The sequence below is a fragment of the Streptomyces sp. NPDC102467 genome, assembly GCF_044765445.1.
In the GTDB taxonomy this organism is placed as follows: domain Bacteria; phylum Actinomycetota; class Actinomycetes; order Streptomycetales; family Streptomycetaceae; genus Streptomyces.
The window spans coordinates 220374-241440 of record NZ_JBIWKA010000013.1; the positions used below are offsets into that span (position 1 = coordinate 220374).

Annotated in this window: 18 protein-coding genes and 3 pseudogenes; 11 read left to right on the forward strand and 10 right to left on the reverse strand. The window is 69.3% G+C overall.

The window, feature by feature from the left end; translation table 11 throughout:
* Positions 1–173: 173 nt before the first annotated feature.
* A complete protein-coding gene (locus ACIREE_RS27470; protein WP_404157487.1) occupies positions 174–2153 on the reverse strand; it encodes a protein-arginine deiminase family protein in 1980 nt (659 codons plus the stop codon).
* A 401-nt stretch (positions 2154–2554) separates the two neighbouring features.
* On the opposite strand from ACIREE_RS27470, the gene ACIREE_RS27475 reads away from it, so the two are divergent.
* The 4 genes from ACIREE_RS27475 to ACIREE_RS27490 all read left to right on the forward strand — a co-directional run bounded on the left by ACIREE_RS27475 (position 2555) and on the right by ACIREE_RS27490 (position 5110).
* On the forward strand, positions 2555–2689 hold the full coding sequence (locus ACIREE_RS27475; RefSeq protein ID WP_404157490.1) for a hypothetical protein: 135 nt from the start codon (positions 2555–2557) through the stop codon (positions 2687–2689).
* A gap of 154 nt (positions 2690–2843) precedes the next feature.
* Entirely contained in the window at positions 2844–3050 is a 207-nt protein-coding gene (locus ACIREE_RS27480) for an IS3 family transposase (RefSeq protein ID WP_404157493.1), read from the forward strand.
* 601 nt (positions 3051–3651) lie between these two features.
* Positions 3652–4128 carry a DUF6281 family protein gene (locus tag ACIREE_RS27485; RefSeq protein ID WP_404157496.1) on the forward strand — a complete coding sequence of 159 codons (477 nt, stop codon included), beginning with the start codon at positions 3652–3654 and terminating at the stop codon, positions 4126–4128.
* Positions 4129–4573: 445 nt separating this feature from the next.
* A complete protein-coding gene (locus ACIREE_RS27490) occupies positions 4574–5110 on the forward strand; it encodes an MFS transporter (protein WP_404157499.1) in 537 nt (178 codons plus the stop codon).
* A gap of 77 nt (positions 5111–5187) precedes the next feature.
* Here the strand turns inward: ACIREE_RS27490 and ACIREE_RS27495 are convergent.
* Positions 5188–6278, reverse strand: a pseudogene (locus ACIREE_RS27495) (integrase core domain-containing protein).
* A gap of 272 nt (positions 6279–6550) precedes the next feature.
* Between ACIREE_RS27495 and ACIREE_RS27500 the strand changes: the two are divergent.
* The gene (locus ACIREE_RS27500; RefSeq protein ID WP_404157502.1) at positions 6551–7093 is read left to right on the forward strand and encodes a hypothetical protein; all 543 of its coding nucleotides are present in this window, start codon (positions 6551–6553) and stop codon (positions 7091–7093) included.
* A gap of 216 nt (positions 7094–7309) precedes the next feature.
* Positions 7310–7906, forward strand: a complete 597-nt coding sequence (locus ACIREE_RS27505) for a hypothetical protein (RefSeq protein WP_404157505.1) — start codon at positions 7310–7312, stop codon at positions 7904–7906.
* Positions 7907–8117: 211 nt separating this feature from the next.
* On the opposite strand, the pseudogene ACIREE_RS27510 reads toward ACIREE_RS27505, so the two are convergent.
* The 5 genes and pseudogenes from ACIREE_RS27510 to ACIREE_RS27530 all read right to left on the reverse strand — a co-directional run.
* Positions 8118–9024: pseudogene (locus ACIREE_RS27510) on the reverse strand (IS110 family transposase); the annotation flags it as partial.
* 1084 nt (positions 9025–10108) lie between these two features.
* Positions 10109–11005 (reverse strand): SDR family NAD(P)-dependent oxidoreductase, encoded by an 897-nt coding sequence (locus tag ACIREE_RS27515; protein ID WP_404157508.1) that lies wholly within the window; start codon positions 11003–11005, stop codon positions 10109–10111.
* Between the two features lie 155 nt (positions 11006–11160).
* Positions 11161–11739 (reverse strand): TetR/AcrR family transcriptional regulator, encoded by a 579-nt coding sequence (locus ACIREE_RS27520; protein ID WP_404157511.1) that lies wholly within the window; start codon positions 11737–11739, stop codon positions 11161–11163.
* Between the two features lie 372 nt (positions 11740–12111).
* Positions 12112–12486: a hypothetical protein gene (locus ACIREE_RS27525; RefSeq protein ID WP_404157514.1), complete on the reverse strand. Its 375-nt coding sequence runs from the start codon at positions 12484–12486 to the stop codon at positions 12112–12114.
* Positions 12483–13064, reverse strand: coding sequence for a DUF4240 domain-containing protein (locus ACIREE_RS27530; protein WP_404157517.1), 582 nt, complete (start codon positions 13062–13064; stop codon positions 12483–12485). Before ACIREE_RS27530 ends, ACIREE_RS27525 begins: the two co-directional genes overlap by 4 nt.
* Before the next feature lie 157 nt (positions 13065–13221).
* Between ACIREE_RS27530 and ACIREE_RS27535 the strand changes: the two genes are divergently transcribed.
* Positions 13222–13392 (forward strand): hypothetical protein, encoded by a 171-nt coding sequence (locus ACIREE_RS27535; RefSeq protein ID WP_404157519.1) that lies wholly within the window; start codon positions 13222–13224, stop codon positions 13390–13392.
* A 772-nt stretch (positions 13393–14164) separates the two neighbouring features.
* Positions 14165–14662, forward strand: coding sequence for a Mu transposase C-terminal domain-containing protein (locus ACIREE_RS27540; RefSeq protein WP_404157521.1), 498 nt, complete (start codon positions 14165–14167; stop codon positions 14660–14662).
* A gap of 42 nt (positions 14663–14704) precedes the next feature.
* On the opposite strand, the gene ACIREE_RS27545 is transcribed toward ACIREE_RS27540, so the two are convergent.
* Positions 14705–15070: a DoxX family protein gene (locus ACIREE_RS27545; RefSeq protein ID WP_404157523.1), complete on the reverse strand. Its 366-nt coding sequence runs from the start codon at positions 15068–15070 to the stop codon at positions 14705–14707.
* A gap of 60 nt (positions 15071–15130) precedes the next feature.
* On the opposite strand from ACIREE_RS27545, the gene ACIREE_RS27550 reads away from it, so the two are divergent.
* Positions 15131–16012 carry a LysR family transcriptional regulator gene (locus tag ACIREE_RS27550; RefSeq protein WP_404157526.1) on the forward strand — a complete coding sequence of 294 codons (882 nt, stop codon included), beginning with the start codon at positions 15131–15133 and terminating at the stop codon, positions 16010–16012.
* A 576-nt stretch (positions 16013–16588) separates the two neighbouring features.
* On the opposite strand, the gene ACIREE_RS27555 is transcribed toward ACIREE_RS27550, so the two are convergent.
* Together ACIREE_RS27555 and ACIREE_RS27560 are read right to left on the reverse strand one after the other, a co-directional pair.
* Positions 16589–16732, reverse strand: coding sequence for an ATP-dependent DNA ligase (locus tag ACIREE_RS27555; RefSeq protein ID WP_404157527.1), 144 nt, complete (start codon positions 16730–16732; stop codon positions 16589–16591).
* 598 nt (positions 16733–17330) lie between these two features.
* Positions 17331–17444, reverse strand: a complete 114-nt coding sequence (locus ACIREE_RS27560; RefSeq protein WP_404157530.1) for a hypothetical protein — start codon at positions 17442–17444, stop codon at positions 17331–17333.
* Positions 17445–18106: 662 nt separating this feature from the next.
* On the opposite strand from ACIREE_RS27560, the gene ACIREE_RS27565 reads away from it, so the two are divergent.
* On the forward strand, positions 18107–19339 hold the full coding sequence (locus ACIREE_RS27565; RefSeq protein WP_404157532.1) for a lipase family protein: 1233 nt from the start codon (positions 18107–18109) through the stop codon (positions 19337–19339).
* Positions 19340–20078: 739 nt separating this feature from the next.
* Positions 20079–21065, forward strand: a pseudogene (locus tag ACIREE_RS27570) (IS630 family transposase); the annotation flags it as partial.
* Positions 21066–21067 lie beyond the last annotated feature (2 nt).

Below are 21067 nucleotides of genomic sequence, written 5' to 3' on the forward strand. Positions count from 1 at the left end.
GGCGAGTTCGACGGGCTCGCCGGTGGCCGGCAGCCGGTAGGCACGGTCGCCTAGATCATAGGAGACCGTGGCGACGCGATGCTGGGCCGCGTCGGCGAAGGCCGTACGAGCGCGGTCGCCTCGGACACCCCGTCGGACGACTCGACGGACCGGCTGTGGCGCCGAGCGACGGATCAGTGCCGCCACCAGCGGTTGCTGGGGCTGAAGACGTCCCTGAAGGTGTTGGTCGCGCAGTGGATCTCACCCTCGCTGATGTGCGAGCTGATGAGGTCGTCCACGTAGGTCACCTGGTAACCGGTGCCGCGGAACGCCTTGGTGATCGCTTCGGCGAAGACGTCCTTGCCGTTCAAGACCGGGCCGTAGGGCTTGGGGGCGACGTAGCGGCTGCCGTTGAGCACGAGGCCGTTGACGGTTCCGGGGATCTCGGCCACCGCGTCGCGCATCCCTGCCAGCTCCTTCTGCCTGGCTTCCTTCTCCGGGCCGTCTTCCATGCTTGCGATCTCAGTTTGAAGCATGCCGTAGTCCATCGAGCGGGCGGTGAACAGGGCGGGGACGCGGACGATGTCTGCGTCGGTGAGGCCCGCCTTCGCTTTCAGCACGGCGACGTTGGTGTCGATCCGCTCGGCGGCGCGCTCGTTGGTCCCGATGAACTGGGTGTCGGTCAGGAACGCGTCGACGCTGCGCTGGTCGAGCCGCGTGTCGTACGGCCATTCCAGCTCGGGCAGTCCGCCGTGCAGGAGGTCGCCGCCATGTCCCTTCTTCCGTACGTCGCGCAGGAGGGCGAGGCCGGCACGCGGGTCGGCGATCACGGCCCGCCAGCCGAGTCGGCTGCCGGGCGCCGGCAGGAACTGCACGAACTCGTCGACGTGACCGACGGTCAGCCATGAGGTGTCGAGGGAGATCGGGTCCTGCACGCCCTGGGCGCGCAGGAAGGTGAGCATCTCCGGGGCGGGCCCGGTCGGGCCTGGGGCCGAGCCGTCGCCGCCGCCGATGACGACGCGGCCGTGCGGGTTGCCGGGGCTCGGCGGGGCCGTCTCCAGGTTGCCCATCGAGTCGTAGCCGCTTTTCTCGTTCACGTCGGGGACGTGGGTGATGTGAACGGCGGCCACGTCGGGTCCGGCGAGCTCGGTGAAGGCGGTGCGTGCGGCGACCCGGCGGTCGTCGTTGACCGAGGTGATCAGGACGCGCATACCGTGCGGACGGCCGTCCGGTCCGGGGACGGCGGTGTAGGCGGGCTCGAAGATGTCCTGGGCCCAGGCGTCGCCCTGGGTGCCGAGGGCGCGGGAGGGGCGCTGCACCCGGCCGGCCGGCAGGGCGGCGTCCAGCTCCTTGACGAACGCCTGGGTGTAGGCGTCGTCCTCATCGGCCCGGGCCCGCAGCACCTCTTGGACGGGGGCGGTGTTGAGCTGGGTGAGGACGGGGGCCTGGCGCAGCTTCAGCGCCGCCGAGGCGCTCGCGCCGTTCGCGGTGACGGTGAGGGTGACACTGGTGCGGCCGTTCCACACGGCGGCGTCCCGGACCACGTCGCGGCCCTCGACGCCGATCTCCACGCCGTGCCGCAGTTCCTCCGCGGTGAGTCTGGTCCGTGGGCCGACCGCCTCCCAACCGTAGGGTGCGGAGCTGCCCGGACGGTGGATGAAAAGCCGTATCCGGCCGGCGTCCCGGGCGGGGACGGTGAGACGGCCCTTCGCGGAGGCGGGGGCGCCGGGCCAGGCCCGGGTGCGCAGACGGGCCAGGTCGGCCTCGTCGGTGTGTCCGTTGACCACGTCGTCGGCGGCGTCGTTGCAGGCGGCAAGGGCGCGGTCCGTCTTGTTCTGTTTCCAACGGTGGGAGCGGACCGCCTCGGCCCACTCCGCCTCGGCCTTCTCCTTATTGGGCTCCTGCTCCAACTGCTCACGCTTCTCCTGCAACGCGTCGTCGTTGGCGGCCTCGCGGTCCGCGGCCTCCTCGACGAGGGTGCGGGCCCGGTCCCGGCAGACGCCCGCGTCGTCGTCGATGTTCGGGAGGAACAGCAACTCGGGCCCGGCATCGGCCGGCCGCTCCGTGAGAAGTCCGGCGACAGGGGCGCCGACCGCGGCGGCCGGGAGGGAAAGACCAAGGACGCCGGTGGTCACGGCGCCGGTCAGCAGGATGCTACGGCGGAGGTGTCTCATGAGGCGCACAGTGGCAATGACCTTTCAGTTTCCCGTCAGTGCCCTGTCAGCATCCTGTTAGGGCCGCATGGTGATTCCCCGCGTGCAGGGCTACCGCATGGGGGGCCGGTCGCCTAGGTTCGCCGCTTCGGCACCGAGCTGGACCCCGTGCGGTCCGGCGACCGATCTGAACCTTTTCCTTGGTCGCGGGCACCTGGAGCCTGGGACCTGAGGTTCCAGAGGAAGAAGAACCAGGTGGAAAGCAAGTACACGAAGCGGAACACCGCAGAGTTCAAGAACGACGCGATCGCGCTCGTCGACTCCACGGGCAAGACGGTCGCCGCCGTGCGCCCGGGAGCGCGGCATCAGCGCGGAGCCCCTGCGCGGCTGGTACCGCCAGGCCAGGGCCGACCGGGGCGAGGGTGCCCTCGGGGGAGCTCACGACCGCCGAGCACGAGGAGCTCAAGCGGCTGCGACGGCAGAACGCCGAACAGGCCAAGACGATCGAGGTACTGCGAAAAGCCGCGATCTTCTTCGCGAAGGAGAGCGATCGGTGAACGAGACATTCGCTTTCATCGAGGCGGAGAAGGCCACCCACGGTGTCGCTTTCCCCTGCCCCCTGCCCCCTGCTGCAGGTGGCCCGTTCCTCGTTCTAAGCCTGGCTTACCGCGGCGAATACCGGACGACCCGCCGGGCGCCGACCAAGCCCTGGTGCACGAGATCATCGTGATCCACGAAGGTTCGCGCCAGACCTACGGCGTCCCGCGCGTCCCTGCCGAACTGCGGCCTCTGGAAGGGCGGGTGAACCGCAAACGGGTCGTCCGCCTCATGCGCGAGCACGGCATCCAGGACGTCACCCCTCGCAAGCGCCGTTCGCTGACACGGCCGGGCAGAAGGCCCGGCCGGCCCAGGACCTGACAGACCGCGACTTCCACGCCGAGACCCCCGGCACGAACCGGTCGGCGACATCACCACTCTGCCGACCGCCGCGGGCCGGCACCACCTCGCCTGCCGGCTGGACCTGGCCACCCGCGAGGTCGTCGGCTACTGAAGGCCGACCACCACCGCGCCGACCTCGTCGTGGACGCAAGCGACATGGCCCACGGCCGCGGCGGACTGCACTCCGGCTGCGTGACCCACAGTGATCGCGGCAGCGCATACACCTCAACCCGATTCCGGGGCACGGTAAGCGAGTTGAGGCCCCGGCAAAGCTGCCGACGCACCTGATCATTTTTTGACGACGCCCCCGCGCAGAGTCTCCGAGCTCTGCTTGATGTCCAGAGCTCATCGACCGGAAGCCGGGGTCGCGCCGCGCACCAGGGCCGGAGCCTGACAGATGGCAACAGCGTCGAAGGGCGTCAGCCGCCCGATGGAGCTGTCGGCGCCCTGCTGAGGATCTCCTGCTGAGGGTCGTTCAACAGCTCTCATCATGCCGTAGGAGACGAGCGAACCTTTCGCGGCCCTGTGGCGTCGAAGGTGCGGCAGGCCGCAGGTAGCGGCAGCTGAGGGAGGTCGGTTCATGACGGGCAAGCAGACGGTCGGTTGGGCGGCGCGCGGAAGGTTGGCGGGGACCACAAGTGTGCGGGCGGCGCTCTCGGCGGCGGCCCTGATCATGTCCACGTCCTGCGCTGGGGCGGGCACCACGCAAGGTGGTGCGGACAGTTCCTGCGCGGCTCTGCTCGTATACGGGGGCCACACGTATCTCGGCCACGGGCTCTATCCCGATGACGAAGGCGACAGCGACGACGTCAGAGCGGGCAGACGGCTGGGGGCGGGCACCAGCCCTGGGTGCGACGACACTCCCAACGACGATGACCAGGAAGCGACTTCGGAACCTGTAACCGTGTACGCGATCGAAGGTGTGGACCCCGTCTACGCCGTGACCGTGGACCATCCGGCCGGAGGCACCCTCTACATTGAGCAGACCTCGAAGAAGACCTTGCCGGAGCTAAGGAAACTGATAAAGGCCGAGGAGTTGGACGCGGCCACAAAGTGACGCGCACTCGCAGGAGAGGCGCTCTCCTGCCATAAATGGCGGGGGGTGCAGCTGTCCTGCACACCCCCGCCGAGTGCCATTGGCAGCAGGTGAACTGGCATTGGGCCGAAACCGCGGCGCCGGTGCACCAATCGCAACTGATGATCCCGCCCAGAAGGGGGGATCTTGCGTAACCAGTCGAGCTCGCCGACCGGGTTCAGTTTCTCGAGCAAAATGCGGTGCAACTGGTACAAACGAAGGATCATGTCAGTGAGCATTTCAGCGTGGCCACTGATCGGGTGAGGGTGGCGGGGGCCGCAACGCACGAAGCACCCGTGCCGTTGAGAGAGATGTTCGAAGTCTCAACTCGCTGAGACAGGAACCTCGTTGGTTCCCTGTCCTGCCGCGCTCGACCTGCCTCATGCACTCGTCGGCTCTCGCAGAACTACCGGGCAGCAGAGCCCCGTTGGGTCTCCATCTGTCGCGGCAGCTCGCCGTGTTCAGCGCCGCGCCCACCGCCTCGGACTACCTGCACATCCCGAAGGATGACGTTCCGGGGACGGTCTTTATCAGCGTCCTGATTATGAACCTGCTGGGCCTGGTCGGCAGCCCCCTCGCCGGTGTCACCTCCGACCGCATAGGCCGCCGCAAGCCGGTGTTCATGGCCTCAGCACTGCTGGCGGCCGTCGGCCTGGCCGTGCTGCTCAGCGTGAAGAGTCTGCCGGTGTTCTTCGTCGGCGTGGGCATCGTGGGCGTGGGGAACGGCCTCTTCCAGGGCCTGTACGTCGCCATGGCAACGGCCACCCTGACCGACGCCTCGACCACCGCTCGCGATCTCGGCCTGGTGAACATCGCCACCACGATTCCGCAGTCCCTCGTCCCTTTCGCCGCACCGTCCCTGCTGGCGGTCGGCGACGGCGGCAACTATCCGGTTCTCTTCGGCACCGGAATCCTCACCGCACTGCTGGGTATCACGATGCTGCGGAAGATCAACATCAAGTGAAGGTGCGCGGGCCGGCATGGATGCGGCGGGTGCCTGAGACGCAGACCCTGTGCCGTTCGGGAACTCGTCGCCACTGGTCAAGCCGTGTATCTGTACTCGCTGATCACGCACCCGCTCGGGTGCGGAGGAGCTGGTGAGTGGTCAGGTTGGTCCCGGACGCCGGGTGCTCTTGGGCGAGGGGCGGGAGTTGTCCCCGAGCTTGGTGCGGGCGATGTCCGTTGTCATGCCGGGCACAGGCATCGAGGACCTGCTGGGCGTGGGACTCGTTCCAGGTCAGCAGGTGGTCGAGGGTCTCGCGCCGCAGGGTTGCGATAAAGGGTTGCGATAACCCGCTCGCAGTGAGCGTTCATCCGGGGGATCCGCGGCGCGCTCCTCACGACGCCGATGCCGTCGGCCGCGAAGACCGCGTCGAAGGACTCGGTGTACTTCGTGTCCCGGCGCGGAGCAGGAAACGCAGGGAGTCGACCCGCACGCCCGACTCGACGGCGAGGTTTCTTGCCTGCTGTTACCGTCCAGGGCTCGGTGGGATGGGCAGTCGCTCCCGCGATGTGGAGCCGACGCGTGCCGTGTTCGAGGAATACCAGCGCGTACACGCGGCGTAGGTGGACCAGGTCGATATGGACGAAGTCGCAGGCGACGATGGCCTCGGCGTGCGCGCTCAGGAATTCGCGCAACGTCGGCCGGACCCGCGTGGGGCTGGATCGTAGCCCGTTGCGGTGAGGGTCTGCCAGACCGTCGTCGAGCCGTCCGGGTGTCCGAGCCGGACACGTTCCCTTTGGATCCGCCGACAGTCCCACCGCGGATTCTCGCGGGCGAGCCGCAGCACCAGAGCCTTCACCGCACTCGCAGTCGACGGCCCCCGGGGGCGCCTGCGGCACTTGCTGCAATCCCACTTGCGCGCGATCAGTCTGCGGTGCCACGCCAGGAGCGTCGCGGGCGTCACCGGGAACACCTGTGCCCGCCGGCACCGGGGAATCAGGGAGGGCAGCGCCGCGCACAGGCGATCTGCCGGCTCGTACCGCACCGGACCCGAGAGTTGCCTGCGCAGCACCTCGTTCTCGTGGCGCAGCACGAGCAGTTCCGCATCCTTGACGGCGTCCGGGCGCAGCAGCGCCGCCGGGACCGCGAGCAGCTTCCGAGCCACCTGATACACCAATGAGACGGTCACCCGGACAGGCTCCAAGCAAGCTGTCGGGGCTCGCCAGACCCACTCCAAGCAGCAGCGATGAGTATCCGAACGGCACGGGGTTCCGGTCCTGGTGCGAGGGTCCGTTGCGTTGGGGCGACCCGATTCGAGTTTCGCGGGGGCGAGTTCGGTTTCCGCAGGGTGAGGGAGCCGTTAGCGAGGCGTTAGTGGTCGGCGATGGGACAGTAGCGGCGCCGGGCAGAGTCGTCGTCGTACCGGGGAAAACCACGACCGACCGATTCAGGGAGATTCCCATGCATCGTTCCACCTTCACCTCGCGCCGACGCACGGCGATGGTGGCCACCGCCGCCTTACTGTCGCTGGGCCTGCTGACCGCCTGCGGCTCCGAGTCCTCGGACACCGGCGCGTCGAAGGCCCATGCGTCCGACAGCAGCGCGAAGAGCTCCTCGGATCTGACCTCTCTGGCCGGGGGCGACGCCGTCACCGCGCACACGGTCCAGTTCAGCGTCGACGGCGGCACCGAGGCCCTCGCCGACGTTACTGAACTGAAGATGGATCAGCCCACGGAGCAGACCCCCTCCAACAAGCTCATCCCCGGTCGGCAGACGGCGGGCACGGTGACCGTGGTCCGCGGCGCCGAACAGTCCCAGCAGTTCACCGACCTGATCAACGGCAACACCCAGCCCGCGACGGCCTCCCTCATCCGGTCGGACGCCATGGGCAACGCGACGCAGCAGTACACCCTGCAAGAGCCCAGGGTCATCAAGGTCGAGAACCCCCAGACCGGCAACGCCCAGAGCGTCACCATCCACTTCACGAACCTGACGATCGGCTAGTGGGCGGCCGGACCGCACGGCCGGGGCGAAGGACCCACCGTGACCAGGTCTTTCCTCCTCGTCTGCGAACTATCGAGGCGCTGTCACGGGTCTGTGATGTTCCCTACGGAATGCCTTGACGTGGGGCTCCTAGCTTCATGAGTACGCGGTCCACACGACGCGTTCGACTCAAGCCAACCCGCTCGATTCGTTCGACTCATGGAAAGGGGCCGGCGCATGCAGACCTCTCGTATTCTCCGCACGTCTCTGGCATCCGCCGTTCTCGGCCTCGGCGCCGTGACCGCCGTCGCCGCCACCGCCGAAGCCGCTCCGCTGCCCGCCGCTCCCGCGGCCGCCGCCCAGCACAGCACTCCGGCACGCCACACCCAGACCCTGCCGCTCAGCGACGGCAGCACCGCGCACGTCACCAAGCTGGCGAACGGAACCTGGCAGGCCTGGATCACGCACAAGGGGGTGCGGATCGCGGTGCTCGATGCCGCGCACAAGACCCAGCGCGTACACGGCTACACGTATGTGCTCAACCAGGCGAACGGCTTCGTCGGCGTGGTGCACCCCGGCGGCTGGCACAGCGAGCAGAACGTGCCGCAGCACCAGAGCAAGCACCACACGAGTCAGACCGGCAAGACTCGCGACGTGCGGCTCGCGGACGGCGACATCGCCCACGTCACCAAGCTGCCCAACGGCACCTACCAGGCGTGGATCACCCGGCACGGAGTGCGCATCGCCGCCCTGGACACCGGCCACAGCACGGCCCGTGCCCATGGCCACTACTACACGCTCAACGCCCACACCGGGGCCGTCCACGTGCGCTGACGCCCCACCTGCCCTGGCTCTGAGCCCCGACCACTGGAGGCAGGGCCAGAGCGCCTTCGACCGACGCGGGCCCGGCACTCACGGCGGGGGTGCCCCTATGTCTTTGGTCAGGGGAATCAGCCGCATTGGGCCCGGGGGACGGGCAACATAGCGGGGTGGCCGACCCGGACCTGCGGGTCTGGCCGACGGCCGATGTGTTGGCGATCTATCTCCTGGAGGGCTGCTCGCCGCGGATCGAGGAACCTGAACTCCGGGTTGCCGGGGGCGAGACCCGCGTAGCCGGCGAGGTGGCCTGCGGTCGGGAAGGTGCTGCCGTCACCGACCTCGATCAGGAAGCGGGCTCCGGTCCTGCCGCCGACTCTCGCCATCGACGTCAGGACCTTCGAAAGAGGGTGGTCCTCCAGCAGTTCCTCGATCCGCCGGGCCAAGAGTTTCCGCTGGTCAAGCACGGCCGTCAGCGAGCCGGCCAGGCTTGGGACGATCAATGAGGCCGCCTCGGTGCCCGGGACCGTCACGGTCTGCTCGTCCAACGCGTCGAAGATCTCCTCGACCAGGCGCTCAGCCATCCGCGGTGCCTTTCTGCCGCAGCAGGGTGACCAGCTGCCAACGGCCGGCCTTGCGTTCCGGGCCGGGGAGCCGAACCGTTCCAGCAGCGTGAGGACGGCCGGGTGCTGCAACCGCGGTCCCAGGACCCGTTCCAGCGAGGGGTGGATCTGGGTCAGCAGGCCGTGCAGCCGGTTCGCGACCCTGGTCGCTTCCCCTGCGAGGTCGTCGTCGAACCCGACGATCATCTCCAGCTCGGCGATCGTCTCGTCCTCGCCGTCGATCGCCCGCAGTGTGTGGGGCATCGCCCGGGCCGCGTCCGCGATGATGAACGCGTCCTTCCGGTCCGTCTTGGCCTCGCCCGGGTAGAGGTCGGCGATCCGCCGCATCGTCAGCCCCGGCAGGCAGGCGACCCGGCAGTTCATGGCCCGCGCGACCGCGAGCGGCAGGGCCCCGATCGAGGCGGGCTGGTCGACCACGACCAGCACGGCCCCGTGCTTGGTCTGCAGCTTGGCGAACAGTTCGCGGAGCTTGGGCCCGGTGTTGGGCAGTCGCTTGTCGAACGCCTTCTGGCCCCGTTGCGGAGCCACGAAGTAGGTAACGGGGGGCGTGCGGTGGCACTGGCTGCAGCACAGCGAGCCGGACACCATGTGGGCACGGGCGTGGGTGAGTGGAGGCGGCATGCCGCTCGGGGGAGTGGACTTCGGGGGCCGCTCTGCGTTCAGCGCTTCGCACCGAGCAGGCTGTGTCTGCAGTGTGCTGCCGTGTGAAGGGGAGGGGAGCGTGGGCGCTCCGGAGCTGTATGAGGACCTGCAGGAGACCATCCGGCACAAGGCGGTCATGAGCGTGACCGCCCCGACCGCACGCGACTGGGTCCGGGTGATCGTCCAGGGACTGGGCCTGGTACAGCAGCACGCGGTACAGCCGGTGTGGGTCACCGCGGCACGCACCCTGGACCGCACCGCGACAATCCAGACCCTGTACGACGGACTGCGCCTGGACCACGTCCACGGTCCACGCCCGCAGCAGCGCGCCGTCGCGGAGGAACGCATCATCGAGGGGTTCACCCGGGCCCCGCGCACGGGCATCGTGCTCCGCGCGCACGACATGCGCACGGCGCTGCTCGAAATGCCCCACGCCATGTGGGCCCACCCGGTCCCCGGGAACGTCCCGCTGGTGCTCGCCGGGCAGAGCGGAGAGCTGGAACGAGTTCTCGGCCGGCAGCCGTTGGCCGGTTTGAACTCCTGCGTCCACGCCGCCGCATCGTCCCCGAACAGGCCTGAACCCGCGACCGGCGTTGTAGACCCGTTCCGCGCAACGGCGCAGGAACGCCGTACGCACCGGTCTCGCGATGCTCGCAACGGTCGTCCGTCGGATCCGGCCCCGCTGCGAGCGGTAGCGGTCGGGCCGTGTGCCCGAGCCGACCTCCGGATAACGAGCCCGGGAGGGCCATGCCAGGGAGAGCTGCCCGTGTGGGTGACCGGCTGGCCTTGTTCATGCGCTTCGACAGCACGGGCTCACCACTTTGGGAGGCGCTCGACTGGTGCCGTGTTCTCTCTCCACGAGAAGCGACAGCACCCTCTTCATCCAGTGCTGCGACGGATCTCCCCCCGCAGGTCGGGCTTCTGATCGTCATTCAGGCACGTAAGACAGTCAAACTCACCTCGGCTGAATTCCGGAACCGTCGCGCAGGGGTGCCAGCTGCCGGCTGAGCCTGAGGACGTTTTCGATGGCCTGGGGGTCGGTGGCGCCTCGGAAGGCAGGGACAGGTCGGATCTCGGGGCCGATGAGCAGGCCGGTCTGCCCGTCGAGCGAGGCATCGGTGGCGGCGAAGATGGACGGCCGGGCGGCATCGGACGCCGTGCCGTCGGTGGAGCGTTCGAAGGCCCGGCGGAGTAGCGGCCACAGCAGGCGTAGTGCCGGGGAGACGATCTTCGGTGAGGTCATGGTGCCGTTGGTCATGTCGGTCGCGGCGCCGCCGGGGTCGGCTGCGAAGACCGTGATGCCGGTGCCGCGCAGGCGCTCGGCCAGGTGCAGGATGTAGGCGAGGTTGGCGAGCTTGGCTCGGCCGTACCAGTGGAAGCCGTAGTAGCCGCCCGGCGGTTCTACGGCGTCGAAGGTGCGCTTGGCGGCCTTGATCGCAGCAGATGTGACGTTGACGATGCGGCTCGGCCCGCCTGCTCGGAGCTGGTCGAGAAGCAACTCGGTCAGTAGGTACGGCGAGAGGTGGTTGACGGCGAAGGACGCCTCGATGCCGTCGACGGTCTGCTGTCTCTGCGCGAACATCGCGCCGACGTTGTTGACCAGCACGCTCAGCGGGCCCTCGGCCGCCAGGTGCGCGGCCAGCGCCCGTACCTGGTCGAGCGAGGCGAGGTCGGCGGCCACGAAGTGCGGTGCGGCTCCGGTTGCGACCGCTGTGATCCGCTCGATGGCGATCGCGCCGCGCTCGGCGTTGCGGCCGACCACCGTGACGGCGAACCCGCGCTCTGCGAGTCCCTTCGCGGTTTCCAGCCCGATGCCTCCGGTGCCCGCTGTCACCACTGCGCGCTGGCTCATCGCTCTGCCCCTTCGCCGTTACCGGATTATTCGGATAGCTATCCGCTTTGATGGGTGCACATTAGCAAACGGATACTTATCCGGTTAGTGCGGGGTGGGTCCGCCCGGCGGGCTACCCGACATCGTCCGGTATGGATGTCCTGGGCGTGCCGCCGTCAGCGCGGAGCGCGCAGGCCCTCGAGAAGGACGCCGAGATAGAGCTCCCGGCGCGCCGGGTCGCTGTCACCGGAGCGCACGGCATGCTCGACGCCGCAGAGCAGGCGGCGCACGTCGTCCGCCTCGATGCCGCTCCGGATGGCGCCGACCAGACGGGCCCGGTTGAGCAGATCGGCGACAGCCTGGTCGAGCTCGGCCTTCATTTCCGAGGTCTGCGCCTCGGCATCGCTCGCGGACTCCAGCACGGCCGCAAACCCGGGATCGTCCAGCGCGCGGTCAAGGGCGAAGCGCAAGAGGCGGTGCAGGCCCGCGAGCGCGTCCTCGGCGGCGGCCGCTGCCTGTGCCTCGCCGACCAGTTCCCGGAAGCGTTCCGCCGAGAGCGCCTCGATCAGCGCATGGCGGTTGGGAAAGTGCCGGTACACGGTCCCCACGCCCACACCGGCGAGCCGGGCGATGGCGTTTAGATGGAGCGAGTGATCACCGGCGGCCAACTGCTCGCGGGCGACTTGCAAGACTCGGGCGCGGTTGCGCGCAGCATCCGCCCGCAGCACTGTTCCCTGTCCCGCTCTCGGTGTCACAGCCCCAGCATAGGCGGCCGTCCACAGTGCGAGAGCTGCGGTCGGTTGAGGTGCACAGCGGCTCGCGGGGATCGCCAATCACGCCGCCCTGCACACGGCTCCCGGCGGCCTCGATGCTGTCGAATCTCGTGAACAGTTCGATCAGGTGCACGGCGGCTCCTGCCTTCCATCAAAGGCGTCACGGAGGTGCGAATCTGCGTGGTTGTGTCGCTGGGTCGTAGAGGGTGTCACCGGCGGGAGAGCGGCTGGGCGGCCTGCGCGGACGTGGCCGGGGTGTCGTCGGGTCGTTGTGATCATGGTGTCGTCGTGGTGACGACCCGCTCGTCGTGGTGGTGCAGATTTCCGAGCGTCACGTACTACGTGGGCGGATGGTTATGCCCTCTCGTGGAGCCGGTGAAAAGGCCCGGTGAACTGGTCTGTCGCGAGGAGCGTGGCGATCACTTCGACGATCGAGGTGATGCCCGGCGTTCTCACCAACAGGCCGTCCATACACCAAAAGCAGCGGCCACCAGCCGCTTCTCCGGTGTCTTGCCAGTGCTGCATCAGCCGGTCGACCTCGGCCAGGGTGAAGATGGTGGCGCTCCAGCGGGAGCCGTCAGGCAGATGTACTTCCGCGTCGACGTTGCAGACGGCGTCGAGTTCTTCGTCGGGATCGGGAAGGAACAGCGCTTCGAAGTCCTTCGTGCGGACCCGGTAATAAGGACCGTCCCATCCCGCTTCGCCCACGGCGAGGTCCGGCCGGTTCACTGCTGTGCCTCGCCGAGGTAGAGGGCGGCCAGGCGGGGGAGCCGCCGGCGCATCTCGTGTGCATCGTCGAAGTCGAAGTCGTCGCCCATGTCGTGCAACTCCTCACCGTCTGCACGGTGTTGGGCGCGGTAGTGCTCCAGGGCGGGATAGAAGCTGTCCCGGTCGCCGGTGACCCGCGCCCAGGCGGTCGCGGTCACATATCCCATCTCCTCGTAGAACACGGCCTCTTCGACCCCGGTCGCGAGTGCGTGGTGGATGTCGGGGTGCTCGGCGAGAGCATCAGGGCAGCGGACCACCCGCTCGTACCAGGTGCGGCCCAGGGCGATGAGGCCGGCTTTGAAGTCCATGAAGGAGTCGTCCGAGCAGCCGCCACCGATGAGGTAGGCGGCGGCCCATACGTCCCACCGGTCGATCGCCGTGTCCAGCTGGTCCATCCGCACGTCGAAGGCGAGGATCTCGTCCTTTCCGTGTGCGGCCAGCAGCTCGGCCAGGGCCGCATCGAGCGATGCATCGTCTGCGCGGCCCTTCTCGATGAGCTGCCAGAACGTGTCCGTGTCCATGGCGGATGACTGTGTCATGAAGGACTGACAGTGATGCCAGCGTTTCCTATCACGCCCTACAGATCGACCGCGGCGCATCCTGGGCTGCGGTGTCACCCCGATACGCCGGGCGGTGCCATGGAGGTGAGGCCCCGCCGCGGCCGGCTGCTCGCGCGGGGCCCGGTGGTGATGAGTGATGACCCAACCAGACGACACCAAGACGACCAGCGACCCGGAGTGTGATGGCCGGCTGGGGCGCCGTCAAGCCGTGGCACGGCTGCTCGCGCTGGACGGCCGCGGGAAGTTGACCACCGAGCGTGCCCGTCTGATCGCGCGCAGCCTTCAGGTGTCGCTGCGTACGGTGTGACGCTGGCTCGAGGCAGCCCGCGCCCAAGGCCGCTTGGAGGCGGTGCCGCGCCCACGGTTTCGGATCACGCCCGAACTGCATGCGCGTCTGGCGGCGGGGTGCAGGAACGCGGCCGCGCTGCACCGGGAGCTGCTCGCCGAGCAGGCCGCAGCCCGCGAGGCCGGCCGGCCTGTACCTGTGGTGCCGTCGTTGGCGACCCTGCACCGCGCGATCCGCCTGGACCTCAACCCCGGCCAGCGCGCCGCCCTGTCCGGCGGGGAACGCGCCCGCCGCCGCCACGACGTGCATCTGCGCCGCCCCCGCCAGTGGCGTAACGCCTGCTGGGAAGCCGACCGCCAACACATTCCCGGCGAGGTGACATGGGACGGCGAGCTGGTGTTCCCGTGGGTGACGTGGTTCCTCGACACCGCCACGAACACGATCCTGGGCGCGGCGATCACACCCCACCAGCCCTCACGCGACGCGATCCTCGTCGCCCTGCGCATAGCGATCCTGCAAAACGAGGACCCCACCGGCGCCTACGGCCCGATCGGCGGCTTGCCCTCCCTGGTCCGAATCGACCGCGGCGCCGACTTCCTCTCCACCACCATCACCGAAGCCCTGGGCGCCTTCGCCATGCCCATCCAGGACCTGCCCGCCTACCGGCCGGAGCTGAAGGGCTCCATCGAGAACCTGAACAGCTGCGCACAGAAGATGTTCTTCGCCTCCCTGTCCCGCTACACCCACGCCCCTCGGCCCGACCACGTCAAGGCCCCTGCGGCGCGGCGCGCAAATGAGGACCCGCCACTGCCGTTCACGGAGTTCGTCCGCCTCCTCCTCGAGTGGATCACCTGGTGGAACACACCATCTCTCCCAGGCCCTGGGCGGTCGGACACCGCTCGAGGCCTGGCGGGCCGATCCCACCCCGATCGAGGGCGTCGCCCCCGATCTGCTGCACCGCTTCACGCTCGCCGACGACGGCCGTACCCGCACCCTGACCCCCAGCGGAGTGCGCTGGCACGGCCGCTACTACATCGGCCCATGGATGACCGGCCGCGCCCACGCGGGTACGAAGGTCCGCATCCGCTACACCCCCATATCACGACCACGCCATCGAGGTGTACGACGCCGCCTCGGGCCGCCACCTGGGCCCAGCCCACCTGGCAGACGAAAGCACCGCCGAACAACGCCGCGTGCTGCGCCGCAGCAAGGACGCCGAGAAACGGCGCCTGGCCCGCGCACTGGCCACCGCCTCGCGCCATACCCGCACCAAGCCACTGACCTGTCGTAGCGAAGGTTGAGTGTTCACCTTGAGCATTGTGTGGTGCCGCTATCAGGAGGACACGGTCAAGGCCAGCGAGGCGATGGCGGTGGCGAAGTAGAAGCCGGGAAACGCGAGGTTGTAGAGCACGTGGGCGCGCAGATGGAAGGTGAGCGCGCCCAGGTAGAGCAGGCCGAGACCGCAGGCCGCTGCGGCGCCGAGGGGGCGTAGTGCGGCGTCGAAGAGGCTGAGGAGGAGGCCCGCCGCACCTGCCAGCTTGAGGACGGCCAGCCGGGGCAGCCAGGATGGGGGGACGCCCACCTCCGCTGAGTTGGCCAGCACGAAGCGCGCCCCGGCGAGGTCAGCGGCGGCGATACCGATGTTGATGGCAGCGGTGAGCAGGGTGACGACGAGGAACGCGAGCTGGATACCGTTCATGCTTTCAGGGTCTGCGGGCACTTCGGCACCGTCTAATACCTGCTTCTATAACCTGGGGGCATGGACGTGGAAACGCGCCTGCTTCGGTACTTCGCCGCGGTGGCGGAGGAGGGCAGCCTGACCGGGGCAGCAAAGAGGCTGTTCGTCTCACAGCCCGCGCTGACCAAGCAGATCCGGCGCCTGGAGGACGATCTCGGGGTACGGCTCTTCACGCGTTCGCGGTCGGGGATGGCACTGACCGAGGCTGGTCGTGAGCTCGCCTCGCGGGTGCCCGCGCTGCTGGACGGCTGGGACAAGGCGGTGCAGGCAACCGGCAGGGCGGCCAGGGTCCTGCGCCTGGGCTTTTTGGACGCGGGCGCAGTGGGCGCCGTCCCTGCAGTCATCGCCGCGTTCCGCCAGGCGCAGCCGGAGTGGCGGGTGGAACTGCGGCAGTTCGACTGGTCCGACCCGAGCGCCGGGCTGGCCCGGGGTGAGGTGGATGCGGCGGTGGTGCGTTTGCCGTTTCCGGGTCAGGAGAGGTTGACGGTGCGGGAGTTGTTCGTGGAGGAGCGCGGGGTGCTGCTACCAGCTCGGCACCCGCTGGCGAACAGCGAGATGGTCGAGTTCCAGCAGCTGTGGGACGAGCCGTTTGTCGCGGCCAAAGACGAGACCGGAGCCTGGAGGGAGCACTGGCTGGCGGCGGAAGAGCGTGACGGGCACCCCGTCCGGGTCGGCGCCGTCACCAGCCGCCCCGACGAATGGCTCGGAGCGGTGGCCGGCGGCTGTGTGGCGTTGGCCCCGGTGTCGTCGGCCCGTTTCTACTCCCACCCAGATGTGGTGTTCCGTCCAGTCCGCAGGGTTCCACCGAGCCGGGTGGGACTGGCCCGGCCGCGGGGGCGGACCCACGAGGCGGCGCTGGATGAGCTGCTGAAGGCCATCGCGCGGCGGCTGAGCAGGAGTTGACGGGCCGACAGACCGCTGGCGCGCTGACCGGCCGAATCGGCACTACCCCCGGCGGCAGCAGCGTGGAACGGCTCGCCCGCGAGGACACCCGCGGCGACCGCCTCGGCCGGGTGCGCATGGGCCATGACCGCCGACCGTGGCGACCCGATAGCACTCAGTGTTCGATGAGAACACTCAACCTTCGCTGCGACAGGTCACCGGGAGGCGGCGTGGATGACCCGCTCGCCCGCCTCGGCATCGGTCCCGGCCGCCTGGACGTGGCGCCGTCCCGGATGCCGCCGTCCGCAGTGGCATCGTCGCCCCCGACGGCACGCCGCGTTGGCTGGACCTGTGGCGCACGCACCTGCTCGCGGCCGCGGGGCGATGCTGATGAGCATGATCCCGCCCGGCCGCTACCACGTGACCCTGACCATCGACGGCCGCCCGGTCCTGGACGGCTGGTGGGCCGACCCCCACACCGCCGACTGAAAGTTCGACGGGTTCGTCAAGGAGTACGCAGAGAGTCCCGGCGCTCGGGTGAGGGTCACCGAGTGGGACGACGGCCGGGAGTGGCCGCTACGGGAGTGGCCGACCGCGTCAGCTTGGTGACGACGGCAGATGGTCGACGTCGGCGGGGGAGAGGTCGGGGCGGGCGCGGTGCCAGCGGGCGGGGTGGCGCCAACGGCCGGAGGCGTCACGGGCGACGTCGACGCCGACCTCCACGACCAGGCCGGGCTCCACCAGCGTGACGTCCAGCTGCTCCCGGCTGCCCCACCCGGCGCTGAACGATCAGCCAGACCACGGATGCCCGCTCTGCCCGGCAGAGAGCAGAGAGGCGAGCGCTGTGCCGGCCGTCCGGGCCAGCGTGGTGGTGCGGCCGACGTACTGCAGGCGGCCTTCGGTGTCGTAGCGGCCCAGCGGCAACGTCCGGGGAGCGGTGAGAGATCCAATGCTGCGCCGACGATCGCCTCGCTCGTCTCGCGGACCTTGTACTTCTCCCAGCCACGCACCGCCGGCCGGTAGACGTCGTCCAGCCGTTTGAAGACGATGCCCTCCATTCCGACCGATGTCCACGTCAGTCACTCGCGGACGATCTGCGGGTCGGTGGTCGACGGGCACAGCGCCCAGGGCGCGGACAGCCGGCGCGTGGCGAACACGGACTCCAGCGCGGCCTGGCGCTGCCACTACGGCCAGCCGGTCGTCTCCGTACCGGACCGCCGCAGCAGATCGAAGGCGACGAAGTGCGTCGGCCATTCCCGGGCGGCCCGGCCGGCGGAGGCGCCGCGCCGGGCACGAGCCGGTGCTGCAGCCGCTCGAACGCCAGACGGCCCGCGGCGTCTCACACGATCAACTCGCCGTCCAGAGCGGTCGCCTCCGGCAGCTGCCCAGCCCCGGCCGTGATCTCCGGAAACGCCGGCGTCATCTCGGTGCCGCGCCGTGAGCGCAGCACCACCCGACCCGCGTCGACACAGACGAGCGCCCGAAATCCGTCCCACTTCGGCTCACCGGCTCAGCCCGGCCGCAGTTCAGGCCGAGGAACGGGCGCGCTCAGCATCGGCTCGGGGCAAGGTCCACGTCACGCCGGATCCCTTCCACCCCTTCCGCGTGTCCAAAAGGGAGGTCGCCCCCTGGGGCGCGGCGGTGTTGTCCTCCGATGGCATCAAACTCACAGGTCAGCCGCCCGCCCCCCCCCAACGGCGCACAGCGCCACGGCGGCTGACAGCCCGCCCATCACCGGCCAGGGCACCGGCGGCCGCGCCTCCCGGGGCGAGGCCCGCGCTCTGGACCAGCTGAACAAAACCGCCGAGTACGCCGCCGCCACCCCGCGGGCCCAGATCCAGGCGGATGCCGTCTCCGCGACGTCGACCGCCCTTTCGGCGGCATCATCAACGTGGCCAGCTGATCACCCTGACCGTCATCACCGCCCTGCTGACGACGATGCTCGTCATCGCCGCGCCGTCTGATGCCGCATCGATGCAGGATCAGCCTCGTTTCACCGGCTGCGGCTTTTCGGGTGACCTCGCGCCGAGCACGCCCTGTCGCGGGCTGTGGGGCGTTGAAGATCACGGGCAGGGCCCGTGACGTGCGGGCCACTGACCGAAAGAGGTAGATGCCGTGAAGGTGAGAGCCCGTCTGGCCGCTGTCGTCCTGGCCGCCTGTTCCTGCTGGTCCCTGGCCGCGGGTGCACCACCGGTGCACTCCTCCACAGCGCCGCCGCAAGCGCAGCCGGTGGACCCGCCGTTCTACAAACCCCCGGCCACCCTGCCCGCCCGCAACGGTGACGTGATCCGCTCCGAGCCGGCGGTGTTCTACCTGGACGCGTTCAAGGTCGTGAAGTCCGACGCGAGCATCGAGCGGATCATGTACCGCACCACTGACCGCAACGGAAAGCCGATTGCGGTCACCGGCACCGTCCTCACCCCGAAGAAGGCATCCCCTTCGCCGCGGCCGATTGTTGCCTTCGCTCCCGGCACGCAGGGACTGGCCGACCAGTGCGCGCCGTCCCGGCAGATGGCCCAAGGTACCGAATACGAAGCCCTCCCCATCAAGAAACTCCTCGACCAGGGCTGGGCCGTCGTGGTCACCGACTACCAGGGCCTGGGCACCCCAGGCGTCCACACCTACATGACCCGAGCGGCCCAGGGGCACGCGGTCCTGGACTCGCTGCGCGCCGCCCAGCACCTCGAGCAGGCCCACCTCCCCAAGGCGGGGCCGGTCGCCCTGTACGGGTACTCCCAGGGCGGCGGCGCGAGCGCCGCCGCAGCCGAACTCGCCGCCGATTACGCGCCCGAACTCGACATCAAGGGCGCCGTGGTCGGTGCTCCGCCCGCCGACCTCGATGCGGTGGCCGCCAACCTTGACGGCTCCGCCTACGGCGCGTTCTTCAACTACTCGCTGTCCGGGCTCGGCTCCGCCTACGACATCGACATCGACCCCTACCTCAACGCCCGGGGCAGGAAGGTCACCGCCGACCTGCGCGAGAACCGGTGCACCACCCAGGCGATCGCCACCTATCCGTTCCTGCAGTCCCGCTCGCTGACCGTGGACGGCCACCCGCTGACCGAGCGCCTGAAGTCCGCACCGTGGAAGAAGATCGTGGCCGAACAGCAGCTCGGCACCCGCAAACCCACCATGCCGGTCCTGCTGTCCCACAGCCGCCTGGATGACGTCATCCCGCACAAAGTCGGAGCGAAACTGGCCGCCGACTGGTGCGCGAAGGGCGCCACGGTGAAGTTCACCACCAACTATGTTCCCGGCCACATCGCCGCCACCGCGGCGACCAGCAGTCAGGGCGCGCCCTGGCTCGCGGACCGCTTCGCGGGCAAGACGGCCCCCAGCACCTGCTGACCGCCCGCCGCCCGGCTGCCAGTCTGTGACACACCTGGGGCCCACGCTCCCCTGACCACCACACAGCCCACCGGTCAGCCGTGCGGTCAGGCGGGCCTGACAGGCCGTCCGCATGTGCCGCCCGCCCGCCCGTCTGGGTGGCGCGGCAGGTGCGGGGGCTCAGTAGTCCTCGACGACGCAGTTATTGCCCACGACCTCGTACCCGCTCGACTCGACGGTGGAGCAACGCCACGGGATGCCGCTGCCCTGCCCGTTCGATCCACCTGCGCGTGCGCGCGAGGTCGCTCCCCTGGACGCGCTCCAGAAAGCGCAGCAGGTCGATACGGGTAAGCAGCGGCTCCCGCACTCCCGTGCGGATGGGGCTTCTGCTCAGGCTCCACCGGCGCCTCCGCCCCGGCACCCGGCCCCGCGACCGACAGATCAGCCAGCATCTTCGTGACGGTCTCCCGCGTGATCTCCAGACGCGACAGATCCTCCTGAGCCACCTCCAGCCTGAGCGCCAACTCCGCTGCCTCGACTCGCAGTTCCTCGACTCGCAGTTCCTCGACGTGCTGCCGAGCCGCGGCCTCCCGCGCCTCAAGCTCCTCCGGCAAAGACACCATGGCGCCCCACCTCCGCCCCAACACGGTAGAAGCAAGCAGCCGCCCTGACAGTACCGATCAGCGTCTTCCCAGGTCAGCCATCCCCGAGAGGATCCACACCCTTCTTACATAGCCCTTCCGCTGTCACTGTTGTGGCCGTGCGCAGGCTTGGGGCCAGGTTAGTCGCGGAGCCGGAGGCTGATCAGCGCGGTGATCGTGAAGGCGACGTGATCCACCGGTTCAACGAGACCGGCCTGGCCTGCCTGGACCCTCGATGGGCGGGAGACCGTCCCCGCCAACTCAAGCCTGACGACGAGGACTTCGTCGTGGCGACGGCAACCGCCCGTCCGACCAAGCTCGGACAGGCCTTCTCTCGCTGGTCACTGCGCGAACTCGTCGCCTACCTGCGGAGAGTTCACGGCCGGGTCATCCGCATCGGCCGGGAGGCATTACGTTGTCTGCTCGCCCGCCGCGGCGTCACCTTCCAGAGAACCAAGACCTGGAAGGAGTCCCCGGACCCGGAACGCGACGCCAAACTCGACCGGATCGAGGAGGTATTGGACCGCTTACCGGACCAGGGCTTCGCGTTCGACGAATTCGGCCCAGTCGGCATCCGCCCCACCGCAGGCTCGGGCTGGGCCGAAAAGAGCCGGCCCGGCCGGCTGCCCGCGACCTACCACCGCACGCACGGAGTGCGCTACTTCCACGGGTGCTACTCGGTGGGCGACGACCGCCTGTGGGGCGTCAACCGCCACAGGAAAGGTGCCGGGAACACGCTGGCCGCACTGAAGTCGATCCGCGTCGCCCGCCCGGACGGAGCCCCGGTCTACGTGATCATGGACAACCTCTCCGCCCACAAGGGCGCAGACGTCCGCCTCCGGGCCAGGAAGAACAAGGTCGAGCTGTGCTTCACCCCGACCTACGCCTCCTGGGCCAACCCGATCGAGGCACACTTCGGCCCGCTAAGGCAGTTCACCATCGCCAACTCCAACTACCCCAACCCCACCGTGCAGACCCGGGCCCTGCACGCGTATCTGCGGTGGCGCAACGCCAACGCCCGCCGCCGCGACGTGCTGGCCGCCGAACGCAAGGAACGCGCCCGTGTCCGCAGTGAGAGAGGCATCCGCTGGGGCGGCCGGCCACTCGA